Source organism: Neisseria sp. P0022.S009, assembly GCF_051956675.1.
GTDB lineage: Bacteria > Pseudomonadota > Gammaproteobacteria > Burkholderiales > Neisseriaceae > Neisseria.
In genome coordinates this window covers 103,115-118,978 of record NZ_JBQCXE010000005.1, presented here as the reverse complement: position 1 = coordinate 118,978, position 15,864 = coordinate 103,115, and the positions used below count along the sequence as shown (strand labels likewise).

Sequence of the window (15,864 nt, the reverse complement as noted above, 5' to 3'; positions counted from 1 at the left end):
GTCTGAAAACTTAGCCTCTTCCTGTTTGACCTCAACAAAAATGCCCCTATCCCACTTGGAGAACTGAAATGTCCAAACTGACCCCACGCGAAATCCTGACCGCCGGCGCAGTTGTGCCTGTGATGGCGATTGACGACTTAAGCACCGCCGTCGATTTGTCCCACGCCCTTGTCGAAGGCGGCATCCCCACCCTCGAAATCACCCTGCGTACCCCCGTCGGCCTCGACGCCATCCGCCTGATTGCCAAAGAAGTGCCCAATGCCATCGTCGGCGCAGGTACGGTAACCAATCCCGAACAGCTCAAAGCCGTCGAAGACGCAGGTGCGGTTTTTGCCATCAGCCCGGGTTTGCATGAATCCCTCGCCAAAGCCAGCCACAACAGCGGCATTCCCCTGATTCCCGGCGTTGCCACTCCGGGCGAAGTCCAACTGGCTTTGGAACACGGCATCGACACCCTCAAACTCTTCCCTGCCGAAGTCGTTGGCGGCAAAGCCATGCTCAAAGCCCTGTACGGCCCTTACGCCGACGTGCGCTTCTGCCCGACCGGCGGCATCAGCCTGGCAACCGCCCCCGAGTACTTAGCGCTGCCTAATGTCTTGTGCGTCGGCGGCTCATGGCTGACTCCGAAAGAAGCCATCAAAAACAAAGACTGGGATACCATCACCCGTCTGGCTCGCGAAGCTGCCGCTTTGAAACCAAAAGCCTAATAAGGTTATAGGTTAAAAAAGAAAAGGCCGTCTGAATATGATTTCAGACGGCCTTTTCTTTACTGCAAGCATACTGAATCAAGCATTATTCAGCTTGATATTTATCCTAACTGGCGGCATTGACACACAAAGATTCAATCTTACCTGCCCTCGGGAAGCGGATGGTGTAATGTCCTTTCTGATCGATTTCGGCAAAGCTGAAGCGGTTTTCAGGCGTATCACCATCAGCCCCTACTTCCAAAGCAATCCGTTTGCCTTTCGGGTCTTTTACAACGACACCGGGACTGACAGGCGCGAATGAAAGCACTAAACCGGCATCTGCCGAGCTATTAAAACCATACACTTGGCCACGTTTAACCTGTAAGGGTTGGTCAATGCAGCCTGTTTCGTTCAGAGGCAGTATTTTTTCAGCAGAGGCAAATGCCGCGCTCCCTAACCCTAATGCAAAAATCAAAGAAAAACTCAAATATTTCATATACTTCCTTTTAGAATTGAAATTTAAATACAAACAAATATTTAGTCCAGTATCCGCCTAATTCAAATTATCCCTGTTCCAACACTTTCCGTGCTGCTTCCACACCCCAATACAAAGCCTCTTCAAATACCGAATAGCTGCTTAAATCACTGTGTGCAAACAATAATCCGGCATTTCGATTTCTGATTTTTAATAAAGCCTCTTCGCTTAAATAGCCGGGTTTCGGCACGCTCATGCCATGTCCGCGGACGGTAATGTCAACATGGGAAACATGCCGCCAAAAGCCTTCGCCGTAAGCGGTAAGCAAATCTTGGGCGGCAAGCCGGAGCAGCTCTTCGTCGCTTGCTTCAAGCAGCTGGCGGCGGACGGATTGTGGCGTATCGTGATTGAGCGCGGCGTAGGCGGTAAAAATCGTGCGTTCAGGACGGGCAACCCGAATAAACTGGTTGGTCGCAACAACATAACCCAGCCCTTGGCTGCCGTAAACCACATTGTCCCACGCAAGTTCGCTGTTGTTTTTTTCTTTAGGGAAACTGTGCAGTTCAAAATTGGAAATCAGCCATGGCGCGTATTCAGGAATGTCCAGACCAAATTGTTCGGGAGATTCAATAATGCGGGCGGCAACCATCAGCGGCATGGCGGAGATAAGGTATTGCGCGGTGACGGCAACGGTTTCCCCTTTTGCATTATCACGCAGCCACACTTCAATCCGGCCGTCTGAAAGCGGTTTGATTTTAACGGCGGATGCGTTGACGGAAGCAGGTTTCTCCAAATAGATGCGGTTTTCAGACGGCCATTGCCAGCCTTCCTGCAAACCGGCATGACGGCGCAGATTTTCAGAAAGATGTGCCAAACCTTCGGGCCAAGTGAGGATGGTTTCCACGCTGTTGCGGGCGGCAAAATAATGCAGTCCGGCAAAGGCGGATACTTGCGCTATGCCCTGTCCGTAATCGTCGCGGCAACAATAATCGAGATACCACAAAAGCTCGGGTGAGGAGTAGCCCTCTTGCTCAAGCCATTGTTTAAACGTCAGATGATCGAGTTTTCGCCATGTTTCATCTGTCGATGACAGCGCAATCGGAATGGCAAAAATTTTCTTACCATCATTGCCGTAAGCCTGTTTCAGACGGCATATTAAATCAAAAAACCGTTTGGAATCCGCATCTTCTTTCGGCAATAAATGTTCCACCCATTTATCCTGATACAAGAGGCGCGATTCGGGCGCATAGACCAAATCGGTTTCCCTAAAGCTGCCGTCCGACTGCAAAATACCGAAATCCGCCAGCATCTCGCGTACATACACGCTTTCTTTCGACGGCAAAGCCAAATAATGCGCACCGCTCGGCGCTTTCAGGCCGTCTGAAGACGTATAGGCGGCATTGTTGCCGTTGCGCTCGAACCCTTCCGCCAGCAATACATCACGATGACCGTGTTTCGCCAAATACCACAACGCCCCCAAACCCGCCGCGCCGCCGCCGAGTATCAGCGTATTGCATTCGTAACGTCGAGTCGGCGAGCTGAGCAATTTCCCGTCGCGCAACAAATGCCCCAACGGCAAACCGACACGGTTAATAGAAACCGGCGGTTTACGGTTGAGGTATTGGTAAGTTTGCCAAGAAAAAGCAGAGGCAGCGCCAAGCGCGGCGGTGTAACTGAGAAATTGACGGCGGGTTAGCATGTTTTATAAAAAGGTCGTCTGAAAAAATAAAAATGAAACGGTACAATGAGGTTAAACAGATCTCACGTTATTTATGTCCTGCCGAATAACCATGATAGGAGCTTCCGGAATGCGATGAGTCGCTGTCTTCAGCTTTGACATAGTTGAACAAGACGGTAAGGAAAATGATGAAAGCAAAGAAAATAATCGTCCCTACCCGTTCCTCTTCGTAATCACGATCGTTTTTATATCTGTCAGAAATCCATATCCATACCAACGCACACAGACTGACCACTATGCCGACAGGGCTACGTAGGTGCGGCGACAGCCAGGCCGGAAGGTTGACGATGATAAGAATCAGCATAGCAATGATACGGGCTACATTATCTCTACTCCCAACATTTCTATTGTCGCCCTTCAGCCAGTAAGAGAGCATCTCCTTAGTATCAAAAGACAGGCCGAATGCCTTTCTCATTTGACGGTAAGACACAGGACTGCTTTTACTCCAGACAATTTCATCCTTGCTCTGCTCGGAACACAGAATGACATTCCGGCCATAACTTTTCTTGCCGCTATATTCCTTGTAATGAAGCAAATCGCCTTGTTTGACTTTCCAATAAAAAGCGCCAGCCGCTGCCTCGACCCGCCCGCGGTAATGATCAATCAACATTTCACCGGCAGGATTGCCGCTTGAATCAAAGTCCGGCCATGTGTGTAAGGTTTCTGACAGCCGCCAGCGTTTTCCAGACTCAATCAGCCAGGCAAACCCTTGCTGCGTGTTATAAAGCAGATATTCCGTCCAGTATTCGGACTGATTTTGGTTATAGGACGATATTTCGGCAAATCTTACAGCCCCGATAATCAGATATTCTGTATCGTTCAGACGGCCTTTCGTACCAATGGAAAGCGTAAACAGGTTTTCTTGTTCTTTCCTTTGGGCATTTGCCTTCATCAACGCAACAGTATCTTTTGTCGTGTTCAAACTGCTGCCGCAAGACTGACACAAAAGGAAAGAAGTAACACCACTTGGCCAATGGACAGGAGCGCCGCAATGAGGACAGTTTTCAGAAAGAATCTCTCCTTTCAGACGGCCTGCACTTTCACGGATTTCATCATCACTACGCTTATTTTCCAGCTTCAAACTGTCCAAACTGACTATGCGTCCGAAGTAGGAGTCCATTGGAAAAGTCGAATAATCCAAGGTCAAAAACAAATTGCCCCGCCGCCAGTCGCAAACCTCGCCTGTCGCTTGATTCCCAGATAAGTTGAACGGCAACTCGCCTTGCGCATCGGTATTACGGTAATGTATGGTGCGGACGTCTGACGCAATAAAGGTTTGGCCATTAAAGATCAACGAACTGGAACCGGCTTTCACCGACTTAAAATTTTTCGGCCCCCGTCTCCTCTTCTGGGCAAGCAAACATGTCATCGCATATAAATCGCCAACCTCGGAAAGCCAGCCGGTCTGCCCGTCATCAAACAAGACATACCATTCATTCCATGCGCCGACATCGTAATGCACCTGCAATCGCCCAATCAGCGTAAATTTCCGATCATCAAAAACGCCTCTCGTTCCAATCTGCAACGGACTAAAATCCTCCAGCAACGCAGAATCACGCCCAGAATTGGCAACAAAATATCCGCTCCTCCCCTTACCGCTTCTAGCAACCAGCATACTGTGGCAATGGCCACACACCAGCGTCACGGCAGTAGCGGAATATGCCTCCACAGGCGCACCACAGCTTGGGCAATCGGTTTTAAAAAAAGGCGTTTTTTCCATATAACGTCAATATTTCAGTTTAATCAGCACAAGGTTTAAGGCCGTCTGAAAACGGATTGAATATGCTTTCAGACGGCCTGTCTTTTAATAAAGAATAAGTTAAATCTTTTTTCTTGATTGTTCTGCCATATGATGAACTTTGTTTTTTTCTTTAACTAAAGCCAAGTTTACTAATCGGCAAAAAATTGTACATCTCTCTCTTTTACCCATCCAGTCAGGCAAACGCCTTTTGCGACAATAAGAAACTGACCTTCATTATCAACATGAGTGGAAAGACGACATTTTTTGCCTTTGGGCGGTTTGATTTTCCATTCAGTCGGGAAATCGGTAGGTTTGGTGCAGTTGTCAGGTAGGCCCATATCATGGCAACTGATTTGGTTTTCTTTGATTGCCAAAGGTACTTTTTTTACTTTTATCCAAGAGTATCCTTCTTCGGTATTTTTGCTGTCATTACCGACAACGCAAAGGTATTGCATATAGTGCAATTGAGCGATTGAAGATGCCTTATCGCCTGGCTGAACTTGTAGGGATGTGCCTTGGTTATTACTGACATAAACTTGATTACGGCAATACTCTGTACGTTCATATGTTAATTTTTTTGCTTCGGCACTTTCTACTCCAAGCAAAAACAAACCTGCAAGCAAGTAAATAACCAATGGCAAACTTCTGTTTCTCTTCCAATTTTTTATTTTAAGCATTTTGTTTAAAAGCCTTTTTATACAAAATTTGTTATCTAATTTACTATTAGCCGATTTTTTCAGACGGCCTGACAGATTTTATTGTTCAACCAATGGTTGTATATCGTCCAGTATTCCTTCGCCACGTTGTGCAACCGTCCAAACAGCTCTTTCAGCCGCCAATTCCCTGCACAAGATTTCCTTCACTTTTTCCAATTTCATGCCACCACAGATAAATGCGTCAATAGCGGCGAAGCGGTGTTCCGGCCAAGTGTGGATACTGATATGAGACTCGGCGAGCAGTAAAACGCCGGTTACGCCGCCTGCGCCGCCGAAGGTGTGGAAGTGTTCGGTCAATATGGTGGCTTCTGCGGCTTGTGCAGCAGCTGTCAAAGCGGTTTTCAGACGGCCTTCATCTTTTAAGATGGCTTCATCGCAACCGTATAAGTCCAATAGGCCATGATTACCGGGCGCATGGGTCATTTATGGCCTCCGGAATAACCGCTGCCGCCGTAATAGCCGCCGGAGTGCATACGCGAGCCGTCGGAGTCGGAAGAGCCGTAGCTGATGATCATGGAGATGACGATGATGATGGTACTGAAAATGATGTAAGTGATTCTTGACATATTAATCCTCGTCCTCGTCTTTTTTGCCCATACTCCACAACAACCAGCATCCTACAAAGATGACAGTAAGTGCGGCAGAGCTATCGCCGGTCAAAAGCGCAGGGAGATTGACGACAACCAAGATGGCGGTCATTATCATTCTTAATGATTTATCAATGCCGTCCGCCGCCATGTTTGCAGTGTAATGCGGAGCTTGGCTGGTCAGATTAAACGCATCTGCAATTTCCCGATAAGCAATTGGGGCACTTCTAGTCCATGCCATTTCGTGACTGTTTAGTTCGGAGCCAATCTTACGGCTTTGTCCGTCTCGGTAATCGCTGTAATAGTTCAAATCACCGTTTCGGACACGCCAATAAAACGCTCCGCTGGCAACCTTGACCTGTCCGCCATAGTCATAAAGTTTGCCATAGCCTTGCGGTTGGCGGTTGCGGTCGAGGCGCGGCCAATCGTTCAAGGTTTCGGAAATATTCCAACCTTCATCAGCTTCAACCAGCCATAAGAAACCCTGTGTAGGGTTGTAAAGCAGATACTCCGTCCATTGCCCTTCGGGCGTGAGCGTACGGTTGAGGCCGCTGAACAGGTTTTCGAATGTTTCCTGTGCGTCGGTTTCGGCGTATCTGACTGCGCCCATAACGTAAAATTCGCGATTTTTCAGACGGCCTTGTCTGCCGACGGGCAGGGTAAACAGGCTTTGCTGCGCCGTTCGCATGGCGTTGGCGGTAATGAGTTCGGCTTTGTCTTTGCCGATTGCCAATTCGCTGCCGCAGCTTGGGCAGTTGAGATGGGCGGTGAGGCCGTTGACCCAGTGGACGGACGAGCCGCAGTTGGGACAGTTTTCTGAGGAAATACTGCCTTTCAGACGGCCTGCGCTTTCTTTGATTTCGTCTTCGCTGCGGGTGTTTTCCAGCTTCAAATCATCCAGGTTTACCATCCGTCCGAAGAAGGCTTCAGGTGTTTCGCTGCTGTAATCGAGCGTGATGAAAAGGTTTTCGCAACGCCAGTCGGAAACCCGATTTTCTGTATCCTCTTTCAAAACAAACGGCAACTCACCCTGCGCGGCCGCATGTTTCAAGCTAATGTTGCGGACATCGGAGGCAATATAGCGTTTATCTTGAAAAATCAGCTCGCTAAACCCGGCTCGCGTGTCTTCAAATCTCGGCGGATTATCGATTTCGACCGGCATGGTCATCACATACAAATCGCCCGCCTCAGAAAGCCACCCGGCCCTGCCGTCGTCAAACAGCGCATACCATTCGTTCCACGTGCCATCGTCGTACTGCACCTGAAGCCGTCCGACCAAGGTAAAGCGTTGTGCGACAAATGTACCGCTGGTTCCGATTTGCAGCGGACTAAAATCTTCCAGCAATGCGGAATCGCGGCCGGAGTCGACAACGCCGTTATCTTGCCGCACCAGCATGCTGTTGCAATAGCCGCACACCAGCGTCACGGCGGAAGCAGAATGCGCTTCGACAGGTGCGCCGCAGCTTGGGCAGTCGGTTTTGAAGAAAGGAGTTTGAGACATGGGTTTGCTTTTTCAGAATGGGTTGGGATGTTTCAGACGGCCTTAACGTTTTTGAAGTCGGACAGACTTAATCAAATCATTTGAAAGGCCGTCTGAAACCTTTTCCACAGAAGCAGCTCAATGCTTCTTTTGAATGATATTTTTCAGACGGCCTTCAATTGATCAACCAATCAGCTGTTTCAACACTTCAGCCTTGGCTTTGTCAAAATCTTCTTGCGAAATCAAACCGCCATCGAGCAAAGACTTGAGTTTTAACAATTTCGCCTGCGGATCTTCGGCAGCCGGCTGAACATTTTGCTGAGCCTGTTGCGCATTCGGCTGCATCATGCCAGACATGGCACCCGCCATCGCCTGACCAATACCGGCACCCACGCCCAAACCTGCACCGATTCCGGCAAGTCCGCCTTCATTTTGTGCCGCAAGCGGGATGGATTCGGCGGTTTGATATTGGGTGTAGCGACCCAAATCGCCGATAACGCCCATCGAAATTTTCTTATCCAACGCAGCCTGGATAGAAGCAGGCAAGGAAATGCTTTCAACCGTAAAGTTTTCCAGCGCCAAACCCAGCTTGGCAAATTCCGCACCGAGCAATTCGCCGATTTTTTGCGACAGCAAAACTTGGTTCGCAGCCATATCCAAAAACGGAATACCGGAGCTGCCAAATGCGGCCGCTAACTGGGTGACTGCAATATTGCGCAGTTGGTTTTCCAAGTCTACACCGCTGTATTGCGCCGCCACACCGCTGACTTCTTTGAAAAATTTTGCCGGATCGCTGATGCGGTAAGAATACATACCGAACGAACGCAGTTGTACCGCGCCAAACTCGGCATCGCGCACGGTAACAGGTTGGGACGTACCCCATTTTCGTGCAAGCTGTTGTTTGGTATTGAAAAAGTAAACATCCGATTTAAACGGAGATTCAAAGAGCTTGTCCCAGTTTTTCAAATTGGTCAGCACCGGCAGCGTTTGCGTATTAAGCGTGTAACGCCCCGGACCGAACACGTCGGCGGTCACGCCTTCATCGACAAACATCGCCATCTGCGCCTCACGCACAGTCAGGCTCGCACCGTTTTGGATCTCCTCATCGGCAATCGGAAAACGCCACATCAGCAGGCTGTCGTCAGGATTCGGCCATTGGATGACGTCGATAAACTGTTTCTTGATAAAGTTGAACATCGCAGTTCCTTATTTTAAGAAGAAGGGATAACTTATGGGCAGCCAGGTCAATTTGCCTGGTCGGTTATATCACTTATTTTATATAAATAGAATGTCATACGATATTAACATTCAAAATGTCTTTATGCATGGGAATAGAGTGGGTAGCTGTATCTATTTTTACTGTTAAGCCCACTAGCCGACCTAGAAACATTAACATATCATTAAATCTCATGCAGACTCTGTTTTACACGATTTTTCTGCTTTTACCTGCGCTATATCATAAAAAAGACAAATACAGGTAGAAAATCATTAAACACCATACCAAGCGTTCACTACACCTGTTAATATTTATTAAATCCTAGAAATTCATCATGCTGTATTGTCAAATTATCACATTGGCTTTCATAAAGTAAAAGGAATTTATATGAAAAATTCTGCTCATTTCTGTTTTGCTGTGTTAGCACTCTCTGTTGCCGTAGGTACACAGGCTGCCCGCCCTGTTGAATTTACCGTTGGCAGCGAATATTACAACGAGACCTATCGCGAATATGAACAAGATGGCACTCGCTTAATGCAGCAAAAAGGTAACTTATGGTCTATTAATGCCGGCGTAAAATACCGTTTCAACGATCGCCATGCGGCAAAATTAGAAGGCCGTTATTCGCGCGGTAAAACAGATTACACGGGAAGCATACAATATATAACTGAGGATTATATCGATGATTCAGCAAGTTATGGCTCAGCCACACTCAAAAATGCACCACGCCGCGCATACGATATCCGTGCTTTATACGAATACACACTCCCGATTAACGATCGCCTTAGCATTACTGCCGGAGCCGGCTTGGGACACCGCGTTCTGAGAGACTTAAGCAGCCGCATTGATCCTAATGATTATGACCGCAAAAACCGAACTACATATGCGCAAATCAATACTGGAGTAAATATCACCCTTCCTGCAAACTTTGAGATATCTCCCCGCATTGCCTACAATCGTGCCGTGAAAGGCCGCCAATATTCTTACGAACCCGACCAGGTAGAAACCCGAATGAAACAAGGCGGCGGACAAGGTATCGAGGTTGAAGTGCCTATGTCTAAAAAATTCGCTAACGGCTCCAAAATCAGCCTCGCTCCATTCTATCGCGGCTGGAAAGTTAAAGAATCGAACCTTACCGTTACGGAAGAGTATGACTCATATGGATTGGGATCTATAGAACCTAAAAACCACACCCACGAAGCGGGCGTAAGATTGCAATACTCTTTCTAATTTGATGAGTTTAAGTAGTTAAAACGTTTCAGACGGCCTTGTATATAACAGGCCGTCTGAATTTTTTGATACCTCCCAAATCTCATCATTACGCTAATACCATCAGGCATAAGACATCATCCGTCAAAAAAAATCTACCGCTGTTTTTTTCCAGACAAGATTTGAGATGAGTACATCTTTTGCGATCAAGCCCAAAATCAAGTCAAACAAGCAGCGTTCAAAATGCCAATCGAAATGGACACTGCGCCAAATAACGCACCGACGGCGACATTGTTGCCAATAAGTTCTGCGGTAGCGCCTTTAATCATCATGGTGGCGGCGAAATAGACAAAAATCTGAATCACGGCTGCGGCAAGGGCCCACAGGATAAAATCGATGAAGCTGACGCTGTGGGCAATACTTGAAGCCAGTGTCAGACAGAAACCGACCAACGCGCCGCCAAATGATAAGGCGCAGGCAAGGTTGCCGTTTTTAATCAGGCGCAATTCTTCAACGGGTGTAATCCGCAGATATACGGCGGCAAAAACAACGGTCATGGCGATACCTACCAACATATATTGCAGGTAGAGCATATATTGGGACAGAGAAATACTCACGATAAGATTCCTTGGTTTGCAATAAAGTGATTATGCCATACTTTTGAAGATAAACCCTTTAGAAAATACGGAATTTTGGAAGCACTTCAGGCCGTCTGAAACAGTCTGTTTTTTAATTCATGTTTTATTGTGATAATTGTTGACGATTTTTGTATATTTATGTAACTATTGCGCACCGCCATTTATTAGAGCAAAGAGGAGAATATGAGCATACTCGCCGCTATCCGCCCTAAAGAACCTTTGCGCCATCTGCGCTGGTTTGACATGCTGATTGTTACCGCCATCCTGTTCGGTCAATTTGCCTACCGCTCCACCCAACTTTATATCGCCAGCCTGATGCCGCAAGTGGAAACAGCCGCCGTTGCCGAAGAGGCGCGCGATACTGCGGTAACCGGCGTGGCTTATTCGGAAAACATGAGCCTGCAGTTGACACTGCTTGCTATTGCTTTGATTTACCTCATTATCCGCCGTTTCGACTTCAAACAATTGCCGATTCGTTTTAATTTAGGCGTGTTGTTTTGGACGCCTGTGATTTTTATCCTGATGGGCCTAACCGCCGATGCGGTAACTTCGTTAAGCGGCGGCTACAATTACTTTACCACTGAAATCTTCCAATACATCAAACCATTATCCATCTTCGACAAATTTGCCGCCCTTGCGCCGATGGCCATCCTCTACGGCCTTTTAAACGGCTTTTATGAGGAATTCTGTTTTCTCGGCCTTTTGACCTGCGTGGAAGACAAATACAAATGGCAGGCATTGGCCTATTCGACCTTGGTGCGCATCTCCTTCCATACTTACCAAGGCATGCTTTGGGCAACCGTTATCGGCGTCGTTTTCGGCTTGATGTACTACTTCTTCTACAAATACAAAGTCAAAAACCTGCTGCCGTTTTTCCTGATTCATGCCTTGGCAGATATCTTCGGCTCCGGTTTCATCTATTTGATTTGCGCTTAATGGCAACAGTTGGCTGAATAAACAAGGCCGTCTGAAACATCATTTTTCAGACGGCCTTTTATCATCTATCGGCTTACTTAATCAACGTAATCGCCACATCCGCATCTTCCGTTGCAACGGCCTCAATCACGACATCGCCGCCAAACCGCAACACCGAGCCTGCGCCGACCGTATGTTTTTCCTTCTGATTCAAGGTTACGTCAAAGCTTCCTTTTCCAACGGCAAAAATCAACGTTTTAAAACCCGGATGATCGTGCGGCTTAATCTGCTCCCCTTTTTTCATGTCTTTCTTAACGACCATGTAATTTGCACCGCTGAAAATCTTACCGTTTTCAGAAGAAACCTCTCCCAAAGGCGCGGCAGAAACGGCAACGGAAAACAAAGCGGACAGCAATACGGCAGCAATATTGGCAACTTTCATAACAAGCCTTTCTTGAAAACAGGGCTTTCATTCTACAAAAAACCACTATATTGTTCAATAATAATTCTCATTTCTTAATCTACAGGCCGTCTGAAATCCAACGATATTTTTCAGACGGCCTGATTGGCCTGTATAATATTCTCTTATTAATAAAACCGCTTTACATACCATCAAATGGAAACCGTCAGAAAAGATCCGCTCGGCTCGGCCTGGATGGTTATTGCCGCGCTCGGCTTTACCGTCATGAACCTCTCCATCAAAGCCGCCTCAACGCAATTCGGCTTTTCCAGCGGCGAGCTGGTCTTTTGGCGCATGCTGGTCTCCACCCTGTTCTTAGGCATCATGGCCAAAGCGCAAGGCAACACGTTTTCCACGCCGTATTGGAAAACCCATCTCAACCGCAGCGTCATCGGCACGCTTGCCATGATGTGCACGTTTTATTCCGTCATGCACCTGCCGCTGGCAACAGGCGTCACACTCAACTACACGTCTTCCATCTGGCTGGCCATCTTTTCATTTTTCATTTTAAAAGAACGAATTACACTTTATACCCAAGCCATTTTGGTTATGGGCTTTATCGGCGTTATCCTCTTGCTCAACCCATCTTTTCAAGGCGGACAGGAGTTTGCCGCGCTGGTCAGTTTGGCAGGCGGCGCCATGTCGGGCTGGGCGTATTTGCAGGTGCGCGAACTCTCGCTTTTGGGCGAACCGGGCTGGCGCGTGGTGTTTTACCTCTCGCTTACCGGCCTGATTATGGGCGCAGTCTGGAGCACCATCACAGGCTGGCATCCGCTGACCGTCTCTTCCCTGCCCTATCTGGCCGGCATCGGCATCTCCGCCATGATTGCCCAACTGGCCATGACCCGCGCCTACAAGGTCGGCAAGAAATTTACCGTTGCCTCGCTTTCCTACCTGACCGTCGTTTTCTCCGCTCTGTCCGGCGTACTGCTTTTCGGCGATAAAATCACTTGGCAGGAAGCTGCCGGCATGGTTATCATTGTTGCAGGCGGCGTGTTCAGCAGCTTTACTCCGGCCTCAATCAAAAAATTTCTGATGAAGCAATAATTTAACAAGGAGAACACCATGATTTCCATCCGCGAACAATCTTACGGCTTAAACGTAGCGCTGTACAACGAATTCACTTTGGACGATTTCCGCCAATTGGAAGAAGCCTTGTTGGCCGCAAAACAAAAAATCCATCTGCCCGACATCCTGTTGGACTTGTCCATGTTGAAAGACTTCACCATCGATATGGCGGTCGAGCAAATCAAATTCCTCAACCAACACGAAACCGACTTCGGCCGCGTTGCCGTCATTACCGACGACATTTGGATCAAACTCGGCGCGCGCCTTTCCAGCCTCTTGACCAACCAACATCCCAAATATTTCAGCGACGCTGCCGAAGCACAGGCTTGGTTGTTGGCAAGCAATTTGAAATAAAGATAAGGCCGTCTAAGCGCATTACCGGAGCAAATTCAAAACCGCTCAGGCTCAAACAACGGTATCACAATATTTTTCAAAGCATAAAAAAGGCCGTCCGAAACCTTGCAACCTGCAAAGTTTCAGACGGCCTTTCATCGTTTTTATTCAAAAACTTACATGACATTCAATACATCAATGCCCAACAACTCCAAGCCTTGTTTCAGCGTGTCGCCGGTCAGCTTCGCCAGTTGCAGGCGGCTGTTGCGGGTTGCGCCTTCTGATTTCAAAATCGGGCAGGCTTCGTAGAAGCGGCTGAACAGGGTGGCGATTTGATAGAGGTAGGCGGCGAGGTAGTGCGGATATGCCGTGTCCGCTACGCTTTGCAGTACGTCTTCAAATTTCAGCAGCTCAGCGGCCAGTTGTTTTTCCAAAGGTTCGGTCAAAACGGTTGGCGCGGTTGCGTCCCATTCGCCTGCTTTGCGGAACACGCTTTGTACGCGTGTGTAGGCATATTGCAGGTAAGGGGCGGTATTGCCTTCAAACGAGAGCATGGCGTCCCAGTCGAACACATAATCGCTGGTGCGGTTTTTGCTCAAATCGGCGTATTTGACTGCGCCGATGCCGACGGTTTTGCCGATTTTACCTGCTTCGTCTGCGCCCAGTTCAGGATTTTTCTCTTTCACCAAAGCAGTGGCGCGCTCGACGGCTTCGGTCAGCAGGTCAACCAGTTTTACAGTGTCGCCGCTGCGCGTTTTGAACGGTTTGCCGTCTTTGCCCATCATGGTGCCGAAGCCGATAAACTCGGCTTTTACATCTTCCGGCAGATAGCCTGCTTTGCGGGAAGTGGTAAAGAGTTGCTCAAAGTGCAGGGCTTGGCGGTGGTCGACGACGTACAGCAGGCGGTCGGCATGAAGCGTGCCGACGCGGTAGCGCAGACACGCCAAGTCGGTGGAAGCATAAAGGAAGCCGCCGCCTTGTTTTTGCACGATAAATGCGGCAGGTTCGCCTTCTTTGTTTTTGAACTCGTCCAAGAACACGACTTTTGCGCCGTCGTCTTCGACTGCCAGGCCTTTTTCGACCAAATCATCGACCACGGGTTGCAAATCGTCGTTGTATTTCGATTCGCCCGCCACGTCTTCGGGGCGCAGTTTCAAGCCCAGCGTGTCATAAACGGCTTGGGCGTGCGAGAGTGAAATATCGACAAACTGTTTCCACAATGCCAACACGGTTTCATCGCCGCCTTGCAGCTTCACAACGTATTCGCGCGCAGTGTCGGCAAAGGCAGGGTCTTCGTCAAAGCGCACTTTGGCGGCGCGGTAAAACTGCTCCAAGTCTGCCAGCTCGAACGCGGCATTGTCTTTTTGCTGCTCGACCAAATAAGCGACCAACATGCCGAACTGCGTACCCCAGTCGCCGACGTGGTTTTGACGGATAACGGTGTTGCCCATAAATTCCAACACGCGTGAAATGCTGTCGCCGATGATGCTGGAACGCAGGTGGCCGACGTGCATTTCTTTGGCAAGATTAGGCGAAGAATAGTCGATAACGACGGTTTTCGGTTGGGCAATTTTTGCTACGCCGAAACGCGCGTCGTTCAAGGCCGTCTGAATGTTTTGTGCGAGGAATTCAGGACGCAGGCGCAGGTTGATGAAGCCGGGGCCGGCCACTTCCGCGCTTTCAATCACGGCGTTGTCGGCCAATGCTTCGGCGACCTTTTGCGCCAATTCGCGCGGATTTTGTTTGGCTTTTTTCGCCGCCCCCATCACGCCGTTGATTTGGAAATCGCCGTGTTCGGCGTTTTTGGTCGGCTGCAAAACAACGGGGCTGTCGGCGATGCCTGCGGCGGCAAAGGCGGCGGCGGCTTCGCGTTCGACGGTTTGGTATAAATTCATGTTGTCGGTCTCTATCAATTCAAATCAGGCGGTATTTTAAAAGAATTTCGGGCTTTAAAACAGGGCAGGCTGCAATACTTTTCCAGCGGCTTGTTATACTTGTTATATGATTGCATTCTGATTCAACGATTTTGCTGTAAAGGCCGTCTGAAAGGAAAAGCCATGAACCCAAAAAATACGCTTTGTCTGATTGTCGATATTCAAGAACGCCTGCTGCCCGCCCTTTCCGGCGCGGACGAAATGTTGGAACGCTGCCGCCTACTGATTCAAGGCTTGACGGCTTTGGACATCCCCTTTGCCGTAACCGAACAATATCCGAAAGGTTTGGGCAACACTGTATCCGCCGTATCGCTGCTGTTGCCCGAAGGCACGCCGGTTGTCGAGAAAACCCGATTTTCGGCATTTTTGCCCGAAATTCAGGAAATCTTACGCAAAAACGACATTAAGCACGTTATTTTAGTGGGTGCGGAAGCGCATATCTGTATGCTTCAGACGGCCTTGGATTTGAAAGCGCAAGGTTACGCCGTATCCCTGCCTTTTGAATGCACCGCCTCGCGCACGACTGCCAACCGCGACAATGGTTTGGCGCAACTGAGCCGTCAGGGCATTACCGTTTCCAATGTCGAAAGTATTTTGTTCCAACTGCTCGGCGATGCCAAACATCCGGCCTTTAAGACCATCTCCAAACTGATTCAATAAAAGGCCGT

At 48.6% G+C, this 15,864-nt stretch carries 17 protein-coding genes; 6 read left to right on the top strand and 11 right to left on the bottom strand.

The genetic code is table 11. The features are described from left to right. Positions 1 to 68 precede the first annotated feature (68 nt). Positions 69 to 707, top strand: coding sequence for a bifunctional 4-hydroxy-2-oxoglutarate aldolase/2-dehydro-3-deoxy-phosphogluconate aldolase (locus ACTHUG_RS08305; RefSeq protein WP_003745733.1), 639 nt, complete (start codon positions 69 to 71; stop codon positions 705 to 707). A gap of 106 nt (positions 708 to 813) precedes the next feature. Here the strand turns inward: ACTHUG_RS08305 and ACTHUG_RS08300 are convergent, their stop codons facing one another. From ACTHUG_RS08300 to ACTHUG_RS08265, 8 genes are all read right to left on the bottom strand, one after another. Continuing rightward, a complete protein-coding gene (locus ACTHUG_RS08300; RefSeq protein WP_440385598.1) occupies positions 814 to 1,182 on the bottom strand; it encodes a hypothetical protein in 369 nt (122 codons plus the stop codon). A gap of 67 nt (positions 1,183 to 1,249) precedes the next feature. After that, positions 1,250 to 2,860: an NAD(P)-binding protein gene (locus ACTHUG_RS08295; protein ID WP_440385597.1), complete on the bottom strand. Its 1,611-nt coding sequence runs from the start codon at positions 2,858 to 2,860 to the stop codon at positions 1,250 to 1,252. 67 nt (positions 2,861 to 2,927) lie between these two features. Continuing rightward, on the bottom strand, positions 2,928 to 4,619 hold the full coding sequence (locus ACTHUG_RS08290) for a DUF4178 domain-containing protein (protein WP_440385596.1): 1,692 nt from the start codon (positions 4,617 to 4,619) through the stop codon (positions 2,928 to 2,930). Between the two features lie 170 nt (positions 4,620 to 4,789). Further along, positions 4,790 to 5,317, bottom strand: a complete 528-nt coding sequence (locus ACTHUG_RS08285) for a hypothetical protein (protein ID WP_440385595.1) — start codon at positions 5,315 to 5,317, stop codon at positions 4,790 to 4,792. Positions 5,318 to 5,395: 78 nt separating this feature from the next. Further along, positions 5,396 to 5,779 carry an adenosylmethionine decarboxylase gene (speD, locus tag ACTHUG_RS08280; RefSeq protein ID WP_440385594.1) on the bottom strand — a complete coding sequence of 128 codons (384 nt, stop codon included), beginning with the start codon at positions 5,777 to 5,779 and terminating at the stop codon, positions 5,396 to 5,398. Then, positions 5,776 to 5,922 carry a hypothetical protein gene (locus tag ACTHUG_RS08275; RefSeq protein ID WP_162837292.1) on the bottom strand — a complete coding sequence of 49 codons (147 nt, stop codon included), beginning with the start codon at positions 5,920 to 5,922 and terminating at the stop codon, positions 5,776 to 5,778. The genes speD and ACTHUG_RS08275 overlap by 4 nt, the downstream gene beginning before the upstream one ends. 1 nt (position 5,923) lies before the next feature. Further along, entirely contained in the window at positions 5,924 to 7,444 is a 1,521-nt protein-coding gene (locus ACTHUG_RS08270; RefSeq protein WP_440385593.1) for a DUF4178 domain-containing protein, read from the bottom strand. Positions 7,445 to 7,606: 162 nt separating this feature from the next. Further along, complete coding sequence (locus ACTHUG_RS08265; RefSeq protein WP_311476270.1) at positions 7,607 to 8,620, bottom strand: SPFH domain-containing protein; 1,014 nt, start codon at positions 8,618 to 8,620, stop codon at positions 7,607 to 7,609. A gap of 406 nt (positions 8,621 to 9,026) precedes the next feature. On the opposite strand from ACTHUG_RS08265, the gene ACTHUG_RS08260 reads away from it, so the two are divergent. Continuing rightward, positions 9,027 to 9,869 carry an outer membrane beta-barrel protein gene (locus ACTHUG_RS08260; RefSeq protein ID WP_440385592.1) on the top strand — a complete coding sequence of 281 codons (843 nt, stop codon included), beginning with the start codon at positions 9,027 to 9,029 and terminating at the stop codon, positions 9,867 to 9,869. A 197-nt stretch (positions 9,870 to 10,066) separates the two neighbouring features. Here ACTHUG_RS08260 and ACTHUG_RS08255 read toward each other — a convergent pair whose 3' ends face one another. Continuing rightward, the gene (locus ACTHUG_RS08255) at positions 10,067 to 10,465 is read right to left on the bottom strand and encodes a DUF350 domain-containing protein (RefSeq protein ID WP_440385591.1); all 399 of its coding nucleotides are present in this window, start codon (positions 10,463 to 10,465) and stop codon (positions 10,067 to 10,069) included. A gap of 204 nt (positions 10,466 to 10,669) precedes the next feature. Here ACTHUG_RS08255 and ACTHUG_RS08250 point away from each other — a divergent pair, with 204 nt between their 5' ends. Then, complete coding sequence (locus ACTHUG_RS08250; protein ID WP_063075969.1) at positions 10,670 to 11,422, top strand: CPBP family glutamic-type intramembrane protease; 753 nt, start codon at positions 10,670 to 10,672, stop codon at positions 11,420 to 11,422. 73 nt (positions 11,423 to 11,495) lie between these two features. Here the strand turns inward: ACTHUG_RS08250 and ACTHUG_RS08245 are convergent, their stop codons facing one another. Beyond that, on the bottom strand, positions 11,496 to 11,843 hold the full coding sequence (locus ACTHUG_RS08245; RefSeq protein ID WP_440385590.1) for a hypothetical protein: 348 nt from the start codon (positions 11,841 to 11,843) through the stop codon (positions 11,496 to 11,498). A gap of 174 nt (positions 11,844 to 12,017) precedes the next feature. Between ACTHUG_RS08245 and ACTHUG_RS08240 the strand changes: the two genes are divergently transcribed. Both ACTHUG_RS08240 and ACTHUG_RS08235 read left to right on the top strand, forming a co-directional pair. After that, the gene (locus ACTHUG_RS08240) at positions 12,018 to 12,908 is read left to right on the top strand and encodes a DMT family transporter (RefSeq protein ID WP_188211391.1); all 891 of its coding nucleotides are present in this window, start codon (positions 12,018 to 12,020) and stop codon (positions 12,906 to 12,908) included. A gap of 18 nt (positions 12,909 to 12,926) precedes the next feature. Next, the gene (locus tag ACTHUG_RS08235; RefSeq protein WP_063067994.1) at positions 12,927 to 13,283 is read left to right on the top strand and encodes an STAS/SEC14 domain-containing protein; all 357 of its coding nucleotides are present in this window, start codon (positions 12,927 to 12,929) and stop codon (positions 13,281 to 13,283) included. A gap of 155 nt (positions 13,284 to 13,438) precedes the next feature. On the opposite strand, the gene argS is transcribed toward ACTHUG_RS08235, so the two are convergent. Further along, positions 13,439 to 15,157 carry an arginine--tRNA ligase gene (argS, locus tag ACTHUG_RS08230; protein ID WP_440385589.1) on the bottom strand — a complete coding sequence of 573 codons (1,719 nt, stop codon included), beginning with the start codon at positions 15,155 to 15,157 and terminating at the stop codon, positions 13,439 to 13,441. Positions 15,158 to 15,319: 162 nt separating this feature from the next. Here argS and ACTHUG_RS08225 point away from each other — a divergent pair, with 162 nt between their 5' ends. After that, a complete protein-coding gene (locus ACTHUG_RS08225; RefSeq protein ID WP_440385588.1) occupies positions 15,320 to 15,856 on the top strand; it encodes an isochorismatase family protein in 537 nt (178 codons plus the stop codon). The last annotated feature ends 8 nt before the right edge of the window (positions 15,857 to 15,864 follow it).